Below are 15,678 nucleotides of genomic sequence, written 5' to 3' on the forward strand. Positions count from 1 at the left end.
GCGGAACAAACATCCGGGGACCAGAAGGAGAGTAGCGACGATGACCGTGTCGTATGAAGGCAACGACTACCGCTTGGTGATGTTCGACCTCGACGACACACTTGCCCCCTCGAAGAGCCCGCTCGATGACCAGATGGTGGACCTGCTCCATCGGATGCTCGACGTGAGCCTCGGGTGCATCATCTCCGGCGGCAACTTCACCCAGTTCGAGAAGCAGGTCCTCGCGCGCCTCGGCACCTTCGACTCCGTCGGCAACCTCCATCTGATGCCCACCTGCGGCACCCAGTACGTCCGTTGGGCGGGCAGCGAGTGGGAGACCGTCTACGCCGAGTACCTGACCGACGATGAGAAGAAGCGCACGCTCGACGTCCTCGAGACCGGTGCCAAGGCGCTCGGCATCTGGGAGAGCGAGACCTGGGGCGAGATCCTGGAGGACCGCGGCAGCCAGATCACCTTCAGTGCGCTCGGGCAGAAGGCCCCGGTCGACGCCAAGGCCGCCTGGGACCCGGATGGCGCGAAGAAGGAGTCGCTGCGCGCCTACGCTGCCGAACGTCTGCCCGACCTCGAGGTCCGCAGTGGCGGTTCGACGTCGGTCGACGTCACCAAGAAGGGCATCGACAAGGCGTACGGCGCGCTCAAGCTGATGGACATCCTCGGCCTGACCACTTCCGACATCCTGTTCTTCGGCGACCGCCTCGACGAGGGTGGCAACGACTACCCGGTCAAGGCACTCGGCATCACCTCGATCGCCGTGCACGGCTGGCCCGACACCCACGCCAAGCTGTCGGCGATCCTGGATCAGAGCTAGACCGCGGGTCGCCCGACCGGCTGGACCCGCTGCGTTCCGCTGCGCACCCGGAAGGACTTGGCGTAATACTGCCCCGAACGCGGGTTGGTCTTGTCGTTGAGGAAATACCAGTCCATCTGGGTGGCGGACGGCGTGACGGTCAGCACCGAGTATCCATGCGAGTCCAACTCGCAGTAGCGGATGTGGTGATTGGCGGCCCCGAACGCGGCCGCGATCGTCGGACCGGCGGTGTTCTCCGGCACGTTGAACATCTCGTCGATGTTGGTCGACGTCACCGATGTCCCGACCAGTTCTGTCGCGATGGTTCCGGCGCCGGGATAGTTCGCGACGTCGACGGGGATGTCACAGGCCCACGACGAGTGGATGTCGCCGGTGATGAACACGACGTTGTCGACGCCGTTGCTCGTGATCGAGTCGAGCAGACGCCGGCGGTCGGCGGCGTAGCCGTCCCACTGATCGGCGTTGTAGGGGATGCCTTCCCGCGGAACGCCGAGCAGCTCGGTGACCGCGCCGGTGGTCTGCGGGTCGAGCGGCGGGATCAGCACCGGCGTGATCATCACCGGGTTGCCGACGATCCGCCACCGGGTCTCCGACGACGCGAGTCCGTTGGTCAGCCACGACATCTGGGCGCGGCCCATCATCGTGCGGGCGGGATCGTCGATGCGTGACGACACCGCGTCGACCTGGAGGTCGCGGTAGGAACGCAGATCCAGCATCGACAGCTCGAGCAGCTTTCCGAACCTGAGTCGGCGGTACAGATGTCGGCCCTGCGGGTCGACGCCCGGTCGGATCGGCATCCACTCGGAGTAGGCGCGCAGGGCCGCGCTGCGGCGCACGATCCACGAGCCCTCGCCGGGCTGATGGTTCTCCGCGCCGTCCCGCCAGCTGTCGTTCGACGACTCGTGGTCGTCCCAGATGCAGATGAACGGCGTCGACCGGTGCAGTGCGGTGAGGTCGGGATCGGTCTTGTACTGCCCGTGGCGGGTTCGGTAGTCGCGCAGTGTGCGGATCTCGTGGCGCGGGTCGTGGATGCGGACCGCGCCGGTCTTCCCGGTGTACCGGCCGGTTTGGTACTCGTAGTAGTAATCGCCCAGGTGCACCACGGCGTCGAGGTCCGGCTGGTTGTTCAGATGCCGGTAGGCCGAGAAGTACCCGGCCTCCCAGTTGGCGCAGGACACGACGCCGAAGCGGACCCGCGCGACGTCGGCCCCGGTCGCGGGAGCGGTGCGGGTGTGGCCGACCGGCGAGGCGGCCCCGGCGGCCGGTCCGGACGTCACGGTGAACCGGTAGTGGTAGGTCGTCCGCGGACTCAGCCCGGTGGCGTCGACCTTGACGGTGAAGTCCTTCTCGGCCGACGTCTGCTCGACCCCGGAACCGACGATCGCACCGAAACCCGCGTCCCGAGCGATCTCCCAGCGGACCGAACATGGTTGTCCCACACCGGAACCCGGTGTCGATGCGGGGGACTGGGTGATGCGGGTCCACAGGATGACCGCGTCGGGCAGCGGGTCGCCGGAGGCCACGCCGTGAGCGAAGACGTTTCGCGGGGCGGCTTGCGCCGAGCCGGATTCGGCGACGGCGGGCAAGGTGAGGGCGGCGCCGGTGACGACCGCACCGGTTCGCAGGAAAGTCCGTCGGGTGGACTCATGCCGAGTGGACACATAGGGACCTTACCCACCGTGGACCGCGACTTCAGGCCGAATCCACGCCCCGTGGAGCGGTGGGGGACAATCGGGGCACACAAACGTCGAACGGAGGGGACTGCGTGTCCGAGTTGGTGCCACTGAAGGTGCAGATGGTCGCCATGACCCAGTTCACCCCGCCCGAGGACGTGCCGTGGAGCACGGATGCCGAGGGCGGCGAGGCGCTCGTCGAGTTCGCGGGCCGCGCCTGCTACCAGAGCTGGGACAAGCCCAACCCGCGTACCGCCACCAACGCCGGCTACCTCCGACACATCCTCGAGGTCGGGCACCTGTCGCTGCTCGAGCACGCCTCGGTGACCTTCTACATCTCCGGCATCTCGCGCTCGTGCACCCACGAGCTGATCCGCCACCGGCACTTCTCCTATTCGCAGCTGTCGCAGCGGTTCGTGCCCGAACACGACTCCAACGTCGTGGCGCCGCCGGCGATCGTCGGCGACGAGCACCTCGAGGAGCTCTTCACCGCCGCCACCGACGCGAGTCGCGAGGCCTACACCGAACTCCTCGATGCGCTGGAGGCGAAGTTCGCCGACGTGCCGAACGCGATCCTGCGCCGCAAGCAGGCACGTCAGGCGGCACGATCGGTGCTGCCGAACGCCACCGAGACCAAGATCGTCGTGACCGGCAACTACCGGGCGTGGCGGCACTTCGTCGGCATGCGCGCCACCGAGCACGCCGACGTCGAGATCCGGCAGCTCGCCGTCGAATGTTTGAGGCAGTTGATGCAGGTGGCGCCCACGGTTTTCGGCGATTTCGAGATCGGCACGCTCGCCGACGGCACCGAGGTCGCGACCTCACCGTTCGTGCTGGAAGGGTGAGACCCGTCACGGATACGGAGGCGGTAGCCTTTAGCACCATGAACGCAGTCCAGGAACCGCTGCACGAGCATCCCTTCGGGACGAACGTGGTGGCGATGGTGACCCCCTTCCGTCCCGACGGAAGTCTCGATCTGGACAAGGCCGCCGTCCTGGCCGACCACCTCGTGTCGAAGGGTTGCGACGGGCTTGTCGTGTCGGGCACCACCGGCGAATCGCCGACCACCACCGTGCCCGAGAAGCTCGACCTGCTGCGCGTCGTGCTGGACGCCGTGGGCGACCGCGCCCGGATCACCCAGGGTGCCGGTAGCTACGACACCGCCGAGAGCGTGCGGTTCGCCATCGAATCGGAGAAGATCGGCGCCCACGGTCTGCTCGTGGTGACCCCGTACTACTCCAAGCCTCCCCAGGCCGGCCTCCTCGCGCACTTCCGGACCGTCGCCGACGCCACCGCACTTCCCGTGCTGCTCTACGACATCCCGCCGCGCTCGGTCGTGCCCATCGCCAACGAGACGATGCTGGCGCTGGCCGAACACCCGAACATCCGCGGCGTCAAGGACGCCAAGGGCGACCTGCACTCGGCCGCCGGCCTCATCGCCACCACCAAGCTCGAATACCTGTCGGGCGAGGACGCACTCAACCTGCCGTGGCTGTCGATCGGTGCCACCGGTTTCGTCAGCGTGATCGGGCACCTCGTTCCGGATCGCCTGCGCGAGATGCAGATCGCGGTGGAGAAGGGGGATCTCGCCACGGCGCGGACCCTCAACACGTCGATGCTTCCGCTCGTCAACGCCATGGGACGCCTCGGAGGTGTCACGATGGTGAAGGCGGCGCTGCGCATTCTCGGACTCGAGGTGGGCGATCCGCGCCTGCCCCAGGTGCCGGCCTCCGGGCCTCAGATCGAGGAGCTGATCGTGGATCTACGTGCGGCAGGTGTTCTCGCCTGATGTCCGACAACACCGGCACTGACACCAACGGTCCCGAAGCACGGACCACGCGCCCCCGACGCCGTGCCGCCTCCCGTAAGGCCGGACCGCCGAGTACGCCGCCGGTGGAAGCGGTCCCGGTCGACACGGTTCCGGCCACCACCGCGCCCGACGCGGGCCCGGCTCGCCAGGCCCCCGCGAAGGCCGAGACCGCACCCAGGCATTCCGCCAAGCAGAAGTCCGGTTCGTCGTCCGGTGGCCGGCGCGGCCGGCACGAACGCGGCGGCGACTCTCGCGGTCGCCGCAACGAGCAGGCGACCCCGGCGCCGGTCGATCGCCTCGGCACCCCGCGCCGCCTGCCCAAGGGTGGACTGCGGATCGTCGCGCTCGGCGGTATCGGCGAGATCGGCCGCAACATGACCGTCTTCGAGTACGACGGACGTCTGCTGATCGTCGACTGCGGTGTGCTGTTCCCCGAGGACCAGCAGCCCGGCGTCGACCTGATCCTGCCGGACTTCCGCTACATCGAAGACCGCATGGACGACGTCGACGCGGTGATCCTCACCCACGGCCACGAGGACCACATCGGCGCGATCCCGTTCCTGCTGCGGCTGCGCAGCGACATCCCCGTCGTCGGCTCGAAATTCACGCTCGCCCTCGTCGAGGCCAAGTGCCGGGAACACCGCCTGCGGCCCCAGCTCGTCGAGGTCACCGAGGGGGAGCGGACCGACCACGGCCCGTTCGAGTGCGAGTACTTCGCCGTCAACCACTCGATCCCAGACGCCCTCGCGGTCGCGATCCGCACCCCCGCGGGTCTCGCGCTGCACACCGGAGACATCAAGCTCGACCAGCTGCCCCTCGACGGTCGGCTCACCGACCTCGCCGGCTTCAGCCGCCTCGGCGACGAGGGCGTGGACCTGTTCCTCGTCGACTCGACCAATGCCGAGGTCCCCGGCTTCGTCACCCCCGAACGCGAGATCGGCGGCGTGCTCGACCAGGTCATCGGCAAGGCCAGGCAGCGTGTCATCGTCGCGTCCTTCGCCAGCCACGTGCACCGCATCCAGCAGATCATCGACGTCGCGCACACCCACAATCGGCGCGTCTGCTTCGTCGGCCGGTCGATGGTGCGCAACATGCAGATCGCGCAGGACCTGAACTACCTGTCGGTGCCGGACGGTGTCGTCGTCGACCTCGACACCGCCGCGACGCTTCCCGACCACCGCATCGTGCTGATCTCCACCGGTTCGCAGGGCGAGCCGTTGTCGGCGCTGTCGCGGATGGCGCGCGGCGAGCACCGCCAGATCAACATCCGCGCCGACGACCTCGTCGTGCTGGCGTCGTCGCTGATCCCGGGCAACGAGAACTCGGTCTTCGCCGTGGTCAACGGTCTGGCCAAGCGCGGTGCCACCGTGATCACGCAGCAGAGCGCGAAGGTGCACGTGTCCGGCCACGCCTCGGCCGGCGAGTTGCTCTACCTGTACAACGCGGTGCGCCCGTCGAACGTGATGCCGGTGCACGGCGAATGGCGTCATCTGCGCGCGAACGCCGCACTCGCGGTCGCGACCGGCGTGCCGGAGGACCGCGTCGTGCTGGCCGAGGACGGTGTGGTGGTCGACCTCGTCGACGGCCGCGCCGACATCGTCGGCCGCGTCCCGGTCGGACACGTCTACGTCGACGGACTGTCCGTCGGCGACGTCGGCGAGTCGACCCTGTCCGAGCGTCTCGTGCTCGGCGAGGGCGGCTTCATCGCGATCACCGTCGCCATCGATGCCACGACGGGTCGCGCGGTCAGCTCGCCGGAGGTCTCCGGCAGAGGCTTCTCCGACGACCCGGACGCGCTCAAGTCGGCCGCCGACCTGGTCAACCAGGTCCTCGACTCGCTGGCTGCCGAGGGCGTCAACGACGCGCATCGCATCGCGCAGGGAATCCGGCGCGCCGTGGGCCGCTGGGTCTCCGACGTCTACCGTCGCCGGCCGATGATCGTGCCGACGGTGCTCGCCGTGGGCGCCGACTAGTTCTCGCTACTGTGGGCTGGGTGACCGGTGCACAGGAGGAACGAGCGGCTCTCGTCGAGACCATGAAGAAAGTGGGCCCGGACGCGCCCACCCTCTGTGAAGGTTGGACCACCCGCGATCTGTTGGCTCATCTCGTCGTCCGCGAACGACGCCCCGACACCGGGCCGGGCATCCTGATCCCGGCCTTCGCCGGCTACACCGAGAAGGTGAGGACCAAGGCCGCCCGGCGGGACTTCGACGAACTACTCGACGAACTCGCATCCGGGCCGCCGGTCTACTCACCGTTCAAACTCGTCGACCGGTTCGCCAATCTCGCCGAGATGTTCGTCCACCACGAGGACGTGCTGCGTGGGGGAGCGGACCCGGCGGGGCGCTGGACGCCGCGAATGCTGTCGCCCGAACTCGAGGCCGAGCTGCGCGGTCCGGCCACGTCGATGGCGAAGATGACCCTCAAGAAGATCCCCGCGCGCGTCACCCTGCGCACGACCGCCGGCGAGGACCTCGTCACCGTCGGCTCCGGGAAAGAAGTCGTGGTCACGGGATCGATCGGCGAACTCGTCCTGTTCGCGTTCGGACGCGCCCCCGTCGCAGTCACCTTCGACGGCGATCCGAGCGCGATCGCCGCGGTTCGTGACAGTTCTCACGGCCTGTAGGGCGTGTCCCGATGCGGGCGGGTAACAACTTCGACACGTCGCCGTTATCAGTGTTGCCCGTGTGACTGAAGTGAACAGAGCCGACTAGTCTGTCGGTATGGCTTCGAAGGCAAGCACGGGTACGCGCACGTCCGCGTCGAAGGCATCCGGCACACGGTCGGGTGGCACGAGCACCGGACGGTCGACCGGGTCGGCGGCACGTTCCGGCGCGAGCCGGTCAGGCAAGAGCACTGCGAACAGCCGCGGGGCGAGCAAGTCGTCGACCCGTGCCGGTTCCGCACGGTCCGGTGCGGGCAAGTCCGGGTCCTCGCGCACGTCGAGCCGATCCACGAGCACCGGGTCCCGCAGCCGGCAGTCCGCCACCGCGACACCGCGTCGCCGGAACACCTCCGCGTCGGCCGAATCGGTCGATCTGCACCGCCGTTCGGTGGCCGCCGCCGGCGCCTCCGCGGTCGGGAAGGGGATCGGCGCAGGCTGGTCGCTGTTCGCCCGCGGTGTCGGCAGCGCGGCTCGCGTGGGTTCGGGCGTCGGCCGTGGGCCGCGGACCGAGTCGCGACCGTTCGACGACGATGATCTCGAGCTGAATGCCGTCGACGCCGACTACGACGACGAGATCGACGCCGATGGTGCGCCCGGTCCGCGTGGACCGGCTCCGCGCGGTCAGGGACACAGTCATCGCCGCGACGGTGTTGCTCTGGGACTGCTCGCGCTGGGTCTGTTGTTCGCGGCCAGTGTCTGGTTCGGGGCCGCCGGACCCGTCGGCGCATTCATCGAGGCGCTGATCCGCGCGATCGTCGGCTCGGCGGCGGTCGTGGTGCCGGTGGCGCTCGTCGTGGTCGCGATCATGCTGATGCGACGCCCCGCGGCACCCGAACGACGTGGCCGCTATCTCGGCGGCGGGTCCCTCGTCGTGCTGCCGCTGCTGGGCATCATGCATCTCATCGCCGGTGCACCGCTGGATCTGCCGGGCCGATCGTCGGCGGCGGGTTTCGTCGGTTTCGCCATCGGCACGCCGCTCACCACGGGCGTCACCGCCTGGGTGTCCGTCCCGATCCTGTTGCTGTGCATGGCCTTCGGCGTCCTGATCCTCAGTGGACGCACGGTGCGTGAGGTCGTCGACGCCGCCGCCGGATATCTCGGACTGGGTGTGCCCGGTGCCGACGACGCGCCGTGGGAGAGCGACCTCGACTGGGACGAGGACGCGGAGAACTACGAGGAGCCCGACTTCGGCGATCCCGCGGCGGACGACGCCGACGATGACGCCTTCGGCTCCCGCGCGACATGTCGCTCGTACTCGTCGAACCCGTACGACAACTACCCGCCCGACGAGACCCCGTCGCGGCCGGTGAGCCGATCGCGCCGCAAGCCGGCCAAGGTCGCCGAGGAGCCGATCGAGGAAGCGGTCACCGAGAACTTCGCCGACGCCTACACCGAGCCGTTCGGCGACAACGCCGCCGACGAGCAGATGACCGAGGTCATCGAGCCACCGGCCCGCCCGGCCACTGCGCGTCGTACGACGCCGGCCGCGCGTCCGGCGCCCAAGCCGGCACCCGCACCGGAGCCGGAACCAGAGCTCGACGACGAGGCGTTCGCACCCTCGGAACCGGCAGCCGAGGGTGACTACATCCTGCCGCCCCCGCACCTGCTGCTCGAGGGCGATCCGCCGAAGGCCGGCACCAGCGCCAACGACGAGATGATCGACCGGATGACCGGCGTGCTCGAACAGTTCAAGATCGACGCGGCCGTCACCGGCTACACCCGCGGACCGACGGTCACCCGTTACGAGGTCGAGCTCGGACCGGGCGTGAAGGTCGAGAAGATCACCGCGCTCCAGCGCAACATCGCCTACGCCGCGGCGACCGACAACGTCCGTCTGCTCGCGCCGATCCCGGGCAAGTCCGCGGTCGGTATCGAGGTGCCCAACGCCGACCGCGAGATGGTTCGCCTGGCCGACGTCCTCAGCGCGCCGTCGACCCGCAAGGACAAGCATCCGCTCGTCATCGGTCTCGGCAAGGACATCGAGGGTGACTTCGTCAGCGCGAACCTGGCGAAGATGCCGCACCTGCTCGTCGCCGGTTCGACCGGCTCGGGTAAGTCGAGCTTCGTCAACTCGATGCTGGTGTCGCTGCTCAGCCGTGCCACCCCCGAGCAGGTCCGGATGATCCTCATCGACCCGAAGATGGTGGAGCTCACCCCGTACGAGGGCATCCCACACCTGATCACCCCCATCATCACGCAGCCCAAGAAGGCTGCCGCCGCCCTCGCGTGGCTGGTGGAGGAGATGGAACAGCGCTACCAGGACATGAAGGCCTCGCGGGTTCGCCACATCGACGACTTCAACACGAAGGTGCGTTCCGGCGAGATCACCACCCCGCTCGGCAGCGAGCGGGTGTACAAGCCGTACCCGTACATCCTCGCGATCGTCGACGAGCTGGCCGACCTGATGATGACCGCACCGCGCGACGTCGAAGAGGCGATCGTGCGCATCACCCAGAAGGCGCGCGCGGCCGGCATCCACCTGGTGCTCGCGACCCAGCGTCCGTCGGTCGACGTGGTCACCGGTCTGATCAAGACCAACGTGCCGTCTCGCCTCGCCTTCGCCACGTCGTCGCTGACCGACTCGCGAGTCATCCTCGACCAGCCCGGCGCCGAGAAACTCATCGGCATGGGCGACGGACTGTTCCTGCCGATGGGCGCCAACAAGCCCATCCGCATGCAGGGCGCCTACATCTCCGACGAGGAGATCGCGGCCGTCGTCGACTTCGCCAAGGAGCAGGCCGAGCCCGAGTACACCGAGGGCGTCACCGCGGCCAAGGCCGGCGAGAAGAAGGACATCGACAGCGACATCGGCAACGACCTCGACGACCTGCTGCAGGCGATCGAACTCGTCGTCTCCAGCCAGTTCGGTTCGACGTCGATGCTGCAGCGCAAGCTACGCGTCGGCTTCGCCAAGGCCGGCCGTCTGATGGATCTCATGGAAACCCGCGGCGTCGTCGGACCGAGTGAGGGCTCCAAGGCGCGCGAGGTGCTCGTGAAGCCCGACGACCTCGCCGGGGTCATCGCCTCCATCACCGGCGGCGGGGACGACGAGTCGGCCGAGGGCTGAGGAGCGTCTGAACAGGGATTTCCGCGGCCGCCTACCGGTATCCGGTAGGCTGGCCGCCAGATCCATGAGGGGAGTATCCCCGACGCGGCGTCTCCGTCAGTACGGTGCCGATCCGCGGTGATGCCGATCATCACCGCCTCGGTGACCCGGAGCGTCGGCCCCCGATTCCCGGGTGGGAGAGACCTCTGGCTCGTCAGCTGATGCTGCCTGCTGGAGGACTACAGTGGACGTTTCCTTATCCCTATGGCTGATCACCGTTGCGGTGATCCTCGGATTGTTCGTGTTCGACTTCTTCTCACACGTGCGCGTGCCCCATGCGCCGTCACTCAAGGAGTCGGGAACCTGGTCGGCGGTCTACATCTCGCTCGCCATTGCCTTCGGTGCCTTCGTCTGGTGGAAATGGGGCGGAACGTTCGGCGGCGAGTACTTCGCCGGGTACGTCACCGAGAAGGCGCTCTCGGTGGACAACCTGTTCGTCTTCGTCATCATCATGGCGAAGTTCGCGGTGCCGCCGGAGTACCAACAGAAGGTGCTGCTGCTCGGCATCGTGATGGCGCTCGGCATGCGCGCCGTCTTCATCGCCGTCGGTGCGGCCGCCATCAACGCCTACAGCTGGGTGTTCTACCTGTTCGGGGCCTTCCTGATCTTCACCGCGGTCAAGCTGCTCCGCGAGAGCGACGACCCCGTCGAACACGAGGAGCAGCGGGAGACCCGGCTCGAACGCTTCGTCAAGCGGTTCCTGCGCACGCATGACTCCTACGACCGCGACAAGCTCTTCACCCGCGTCAACGGCAAGCGGCTCGCGACGCCGATGCTGATGGTGCTCATCGTCATCGGCTTCACCGACTTGCTGTTCGCCCTCGACTCGATCCCGGCGATCTACGGCCTGACCTCCGAGCCGTACCTGGTGTTCACCGCCAACGCCTTCGCGCTGATGGGCCTGCGCCAGCTGTACTTCCTGCTCGGCGGACTGCTCGACCGGCTCGTGTACCTCTCGATCGGCCTGTCGATCATCCTGGCGTTCATCGGCACCAAACTGGTCCTGCACGCCCTGCACGAGAACACGCTGTCCTTCGTCAACGGTGGCGAGCACGTGAGCGTCCCGGAGATCTCGACGCCGCTGTCGCTGTCGGTGATCCTGGGTGTCCTCGTCGTCACCACCGTCGCGAGTCTGGTGAAGAGCAGGTCAGGGGCTGACAAGGATCAGGCGGAGACCTGACGCGACTCGTCAGAACGGTCCGAAGACCTGGTTCCACTCGTCGATCCGCACGGCGTCGACGGCCTCGTGAGCCTGGAACGGGTCGTTGGCGAGGAAGGCCTCGGCGGCCTCGAGGTCGGCCGCGCTGATGATGATCAGCGCGCCCGACCCGTCCGGGTACGGCCCGGCGAGGAGCACGTTGCCCGCCTTGTTCTCCTCGCCGAGCCACTCCCGATGCAGCGGACGGTGCTGGTCGCGGAGTGCGGCCTTGGCCGGACGGTAGGTGTACTGGACGGCGAAAAAGGGCATCTGCTCACTCCTGGGAGATGGTGGCCAGCATCCTGGTGTTCCCCAGGGTGTTGGGTTTGACGTAACTCAGGTCCAGGAACTCGGCGACACCGGTGTCGTAGGAGCGGCACATCTCCTCGAACACCTCACGCGTGACCGGGGTGCCCTGGATCTCGCTGAACCCGTGCTTGGCGAAGAAGCTCGTCTCGAAGGTCAGCACGAAGACGCGGGACAGTTCGAGTTCGCGGGCGATCTCCATCAACCGGCCGACGATCTTGTGACCGATCCCGCGACCGGAGAACGTGGGGTCGACCGCGACCGTGCGGACCTCACCGAGATCGGCCCACAGCACGTGAAGGGCCCCGCAGCCCACGACCTCCCCGTCGAGTTCGCCGACCCAGAACTCCTGCACCGACTCGTACAGGGTGACGAGGTTCTTCTCCAGGAGGATCTTGCCCGCGTACTCGTCGATCAGTTCCTTGATGCGCGGCACGTCCGAGGCACGCGCGCGTCGCACCACGACATCGCCAGTAGTCGATTCGGGCGCAACGGGATCCGCCGTGGATTCGGGTTCGGCGGGCTCCGGGGAGACGGGGGACATGGGACATCACCTTAGTCCTGTACGGACATGCGCATCGGCCCGGTTTACCTTCTGCGCGGCGTGGGCCGATACCCTGTGAGCGTGCGTATGAGAATTCCCGTGTATCGCGGAACCCGTCCGCGCCCGGGGGTGTGCTCATGACCGATCGCATTCGGCGGGCCGTCGACGAAAAAGGTATCGCGAATGTGGGCCGCGGGCCGGATCACATCACCGATCCGGTCGACCCGGTCCCGGTGGTCAACATCGCGAACGCACTCACCGTCTTCCGGATCCTCCTGGTCCCGGTGTTCCTGACGGCCCTGTTCATGGAGTCCGGTGAATCCACGCTGTGGCGCACGGTGGCCACGGTCGTCTTTGCGGTCGCGGCCCTCACCGATCGGTACGACGGGCGCATCGCCCGGCAGCGCGGCCTGATCACCGACTTCGGCAAGATGGCCGACCCGATCGCCGACAAGGCCCTCATCGGCGGTGCGCTCGTCGGGCTCTCGATCCTCGGCATCCTGCCCTGGTGGGTCACCGCGGTCATCATCGCGCGCGAACTGTGGGTCACGGCGCTGCGCTTCTGGGTGCTGCGCCACAAGGTGATCCCCGCCAGCCGCGGCGGGAAACTCAAAACCCTGCTGCAGGCGGTCGCGATCGGTCTGTACCTCGCGCCGCTCGGCGGGGGATGGCAGATCGCCGCCGGGATCCTGATGGGTCTCGCGGTGGTCGTGACCATCTACACCGGGCTCGACTACACCTGGCAGGCGATCAAGGTCCGCTCCGGCGGGTCCGGCACCGGCACCCCCGATCCGGGGTCGGCGCCGCAGGCGCGACGGGCCGTCGGAGGAACCGGCGCGGGCCGCTGAGTTCGACTACTGTCGGGGGAACCGCGGCCGGGGAACGATCCGGCCGCGTGAGGCGTTGGCTGAGGAGTGAACAGGGAGAGGAGACTCGATGGCGATGCTCTTACGTGAGGCGCTCGGCGACAGCCTTCGTCGGGTCCGCACGCAGCAAGGTCGGACCCTTCGTGAGGTGTCCACCGGTGCACGCGTGAGTCTCGGTTACCTCTCCGAGGTCGAGCGCGGTCAGAAGGAGGCCTCGAGCGAACTGCTCGCGGCCATCTGCGACGCACTCGACGTGGAGATCGCCGACCTCCTCCTCGACGTCGGGCACGCGATGCGTCCCGCCGAGACGGTGGCCCCCGAGGTCGCCGAGGCCGGTCTCACCGCGACCAAGGTGGTCATCCCCGCGCCTGCCGGACGCCGCGACGCGACCGCGCTGGCCGCGGCCTGAACGCGCAGCCACTAGATTGGTCTGCACAGTCCTCAAACCCTTGAATGGAGTGACGTAGAGCATGGCGAACCCGTTCGTGAAGTTGTGGCGCTACCTGACGGCACTCGGTAACGCGAAGATCGACGAACACGCCGACCCGAAGGTCCAGATCCAGCAGGCGATCGAAGATGCTCAGCGTCAGCATCAGGCGTTGTCGCAGCAGGCCGCCTCGGTCATCGGCAACCAGCGACAGCTCGAGATGAAGCTGAACCGGCAGCTCGAGGACATCGAACGCCTGCAGGCCAACACCCGTCAGGCGCTGACGCTCGCCGATCAGGCCGCGGCCGCCGGGGACACCCACAAGGCCACCGAGTACACGAACGCCGCCGAGGCGTTCGCGGCCCAGCTGGTGACCGCTGAGCAGAGCGTCGAGGACCTCAAGTCGCTGCACGATCAGTCGCTTCAGGCTGCCGACCAGGCCAAGAAGGCCGTCGAGCGCAATGCGATGATCCTCCAGCAGAAGCTCGCCGAGCGCTCCAAGCTGCTCAGCCAGCTCGAGCAGGCGAAGATGCAGGAGCAGGTCAGCGCGTCGCTCAACCAGATGAGCGAGCTGTCGGTGCCCGGCAACACCCCGAGCCTCGACCAGGTGCGAGACAAGATCGAGCGCCGCTACGCCAATGCCCTCGGCTCGGCCGAACTGGCGAAGAACTCGGTCCAGGGCCGGATGCAGGAGGTCGAGCAGGCCGGCATCCAGATGGCCGGTCACTCCCGCCTCGAGCAGATCCGCGCCAGCATGCGCGGCGACGCCCTGCCGTCCGCCGGAGCGACCGCACCGCCGCTGCAGAAGGGGCAGCCGGCGACGCAGGCCACCCCGCCGACCACCGAGCCGCCCGCGCAGAACTGATCCGCGGCGCGTGCATGTCGCACTTGTCGCGGGTTCTGATGCAGGACATGCCTTTCCGGCCTTCGCCCTCGCCGAGCGGTTCGTCGAGGCGGGGCACCGGGCGACGGTCTACACCGGACTGAACTGGGCGGATGCCGCGCGTCGTCGTGGCATCGACATCGCCGAACTCCCGGGTCTCGCGGCCACGGATGTCGACGACGACGCCGACGCCGGGGACAAACTCGGCGCCCGTGCGGCGCGGATGGCGCAGCTGCTGGCACCCGTGCTGTCCGAGTCCGGCGCCGAACTCGTCGTCTCCGATGTCATCACCGTGTGCGGGGGATGGGCGGCGCAGCTGAACGGCCTGCCATGGATCGAGCTCTCGCCACATCCGCTGTACCTGCCGTCCCGCGGACTACCGCCGATCGGTTCGGGTCTCGCCCCGGGAACCGGGTTTCGTGGTCGCGTCCGGGATGCGCTGATGCGTGCCGCGACCGCGACCTCCATCCGCAAGGGCGAACGGCAGCGTGCCGCTGCGCGGGCGTCGATCGGTCTGCCCGCCGCCGACGAAGGCCCGAGTGCGCGATTCGTGGCCACCCTGCCCGGCCTCGAGGTGGCACGGCCCGACTGGCCCGCCGACACCCATCTGATCGGCCCACTACTGTGGGAACCCACCGACGACCTCTTCGACCGCCCCGCCGGTGACGAGCCGCTGGTGGTACTCGCGCCGTCCACGGCCGAGACCGGCGCCGCCGACATGGTCGGTGTGGTGCTCGAGGCGCTGTCCGAGCCGGTTCTCGGACGGCGTGTCCGGGTGGTGGTCTCCGGGCTGCATCGGCCGACGGCCGAGGACCTGGCCCGCTTCGGCGGCGGCGTACCCGCCCCGATCACCGCGGGACTGGGACGGCAGGACGAGGTGCTGGCCCATGCCCGGGTACTCATCTGCGGCTCCGGGCACGGCATCCTCGCCAAGGCGATGACCGCCGGGGTGCCGGTGGTCGCGGTACCGGGCGGCGGCGATCAGTGGGAGCTGGCGAACCGTCTCCAGCGCGCGGGTGCCGGCCGGTGGGTCCGCCCGCTCACCGTCGTCGCCGTCGCCGACGCCGTCCGCGCGGTCCTCGACGATCCCGCACACGCCCGCTGCGCCGAGCGGATCGGGGAGAGCGGCACCGACACCGTCGACCCGGTGGTGGTGGCCGAACGTAGGGTGGGGCTGTGCGCCTGACCGAGTTCAACGAACTGATGACCACCGAATTCGGTGTGACACGGGCGGATTCGATCCTCGTCGACCATGTGCTCACCGAGTTCGCCGGCCGCACCGGCGCCCAGGCGATCGACGACGGGATCGACCCCCGCGATGTCTGGGTGGCGATCTGCCGCGACTTCGACGTGCCGCGACAGCGGTGGTGACACGCCCCGCGTGTCGCACTT

General features: G+C 68.4%; 15 protein-coding genes. 12 read left to right on the forward strand and 3 right to left on the reverse strand.

Annotated features, from left to right (window positions below; genetic code table 11):
- Nucleotides 1–40: 40 nt before the first annotated feature.
- A complete protein-coding gene (locus tag C5O27_RS13675) occupies nt 41–808 on the forward strand; it encodes an HAD-IIB family hydrolase (RefSeq protein WP_127962935.1) in 768 nt (255 codons plus the stop codon).
- Here the strand turns inward: C5O27_RS13675 and C5O27_RS13680 are convergent.
- On the reverse strand, nt 805–2,469 hold the full coding sequence (locus C5O27_RS13680; RefSeq protein ID WP_127962936.1) for an alkaline phosphatase D family protein: 1,665 nt from the start codon (nt 2,467–2,469) through the stop codon (nt 805–807). The two genes, C5O27_RS13675 and C5O27_RS13680, sit on opposite strands and share 4 nt — an antisense overlap.
- A gap of 104 nt (nt 2,470–2,573) precedes the next feature.
- Between C5O27_RS13680 and thyX the strand changes: the two genes are divergently transcribed.
- From thyX to C5O27_RS13715, 6 genes are all read left to right on the forward strand, one after another.
- On the forward strand, nt 2,574–3,326 hold the full coding sequence (gene thyX / locus C5O27_RS13685; RefSeq protein WP_006359542.1) for an FAD-dependent thymidylate synthase: 753 nt from the start codon (nt 2,574–2,576) through the stop codon (nt 3,324–3,326).
- 38 nt (nt 3,327–3,364) lie between these two features.
- Complete coding sequence (gene dapA / locus C5O27_RS13690) at nt 3,365–4,270, forward strand: 4-hydroxy-tetrahydrodipicolinate synthase (RefSeq protein WP_005197420.1); 906 nt, start codon at nt 3,365–3,367, stop codon at nt 4,268–4,270.
- Entirely contained in the window at nt 4,270–6,264 is a 1,995-nt protein-coding gene (locus tag C5O27_RS13695) for a ribonuclease J (RefSeq protein WP_127962937.1), read from the forward strand. The genes dapA and C5O27_RS13695 overlap by 1 nt, the downstream gene beginning before the upstream one ends.
- Before the next feature lie 20 nt (nt 6,265–6,284).
- Nucleotides 6,285–6,917: a TIGR03085 family metal-binding protein gene (locus C5O27_RS13700; protein WP_035754172.1), complete on the forward strand. Its 633-nt coding sequence runs from the start codon at nt 6,285–6,287 to the stop codon at nt 6,915–6,917.
- A gap of 97 nt (nt 6,918–7,014) precedes the next feature.
- A complete protein-coding gene (locus C5O27_RS13710) occupies nt 7,015–10,023 on the forward strand; it encodes a DNA translocase FtsK (RefSeq protein WP_244216510.1) in 3,009 nt (1,002 codons plus the stop codon).
- 223 nt (nt 10,024–10,246) lie between these two features.
- Entirely contained in the window at nt 10,247–11,242 is a 996-nt protein-coding gene (locus tag C5O27_RS13715; protein WP_127962940.1) for a TerC family protein, read from the forward strand.
- A 9-nt stretch (nt 11,243–11,251) separates the two neighbouring features.
- Here the strand turns inward: C5O27_RS13715 and C5O27_RS13720 are convergent, their stop codons facing one another.
- Together C5O27_RS13720 and C5O27_RS13725 are read right to left on the reverse strand one after the other, a co-directional pair.
- Nucleotides 11,252–11,530, reverse strand: coding sequence for a YciI family protein (locus C5O27_RS13720; RefSeq protein WP_006359536.1), 279 nt, complete (start codon nt 11,528–11,530; stop codon nt 11,252–11,254).
- A 4-nt stretch (nt 11,531–11,534) separates the two neighbouring features.
- A complete protein-coding gene (locus C5O27_RS13725) occupies nt 11,535–12,110 on the reverse strand; it encodes an amino-acid N-acetyltransferase (RefSeq protein WP_208651362.1) in 576 nt (191 codons plus the stop codon).
- Nucleotides 12,111–12,247: 137 nt separating this feature from the next.
- Here C5O27_RS13725 and pgsA point away from each other — a divergent pair, with 137 nt between their 5' ends.
- From pgsA to C5O27_RS13755, 5 genes are all read left to right on the forward strand, one after another.
- On the forward strand, nt 12,248–12,958 hold the full coding sequence (gene pgsA / locus C5O27_RS13735; protein ID WP_127962941.1) for a CDP-diacylglycerol--glycerol-3-phosphate 3-phosphatidyltransferase: 711 nt from the start codon (nt 12,248–12,250) through the stop codon (nt 12,956–12,958).
- Between the two features lie 88 nt (nt 12,959–13,046).
- Nucleotides 13,047–13,385: a helix-turn-helix domain-containing protein gene (locus C5O27_RS13740; RefSeq protein ID WP_005197401.1), complete on the forward strand. Its 339-nt coding sequence runs from the start codon at nt 13,047–13,049 to the stop codon at nt 13,383–13,385.
- Between the two features lie 61 nt (nt 13,386–13,446).
- The gene (pspA, locus tag C5O27_RS13745; RefSeq protein ID WP_075863296.1) at nt 13,447–14,268 is read left to right on the forward strand and encodes a phage shock protein PspA; all 822 of its coding nucleotides are present in this window, start codon (nt 13,447–13,449) and stop codon (nt 14,266–14,268) included.
- Between the two features lie 10 nt (nt 14,269–14,278).
- Nucleotides 14,279–15,472, forward strand: a complete 1,194-nt coding sequence (locus C5O27_RS13750; protein WP_127962942.1) for a glycosyltransferase — start codon at nt 14,279–14,281, stop codon at nt 15,470–15,472.
- A complete protein-coding gene (locus C5O27_RS13755; protein ID WP_075863294.1) occupies nt 15,463–15,657 on the forward strand; it encodes a DUF3046 domain-containing protein in 195 nt (64 codons plus the stop codon). The genes C5O27_RS13750 and C5O27_RS13755 overlap by 10 nt, the downstream gene beginning before the upstream one ends.
- Nucleotides 15,658–15,678: the final 21 nt, after the last annotated feature.

Source organism: Gordonia alkanivorans, from assembly GCF_004011905.1.
Classification (GTDB): domain Bacteria; phylum Actinomycetota; class Actinomycetes; order Mycobacteriales; family Mycobacteriaceae; genus Gordonia; species Gordonia alkanivorans.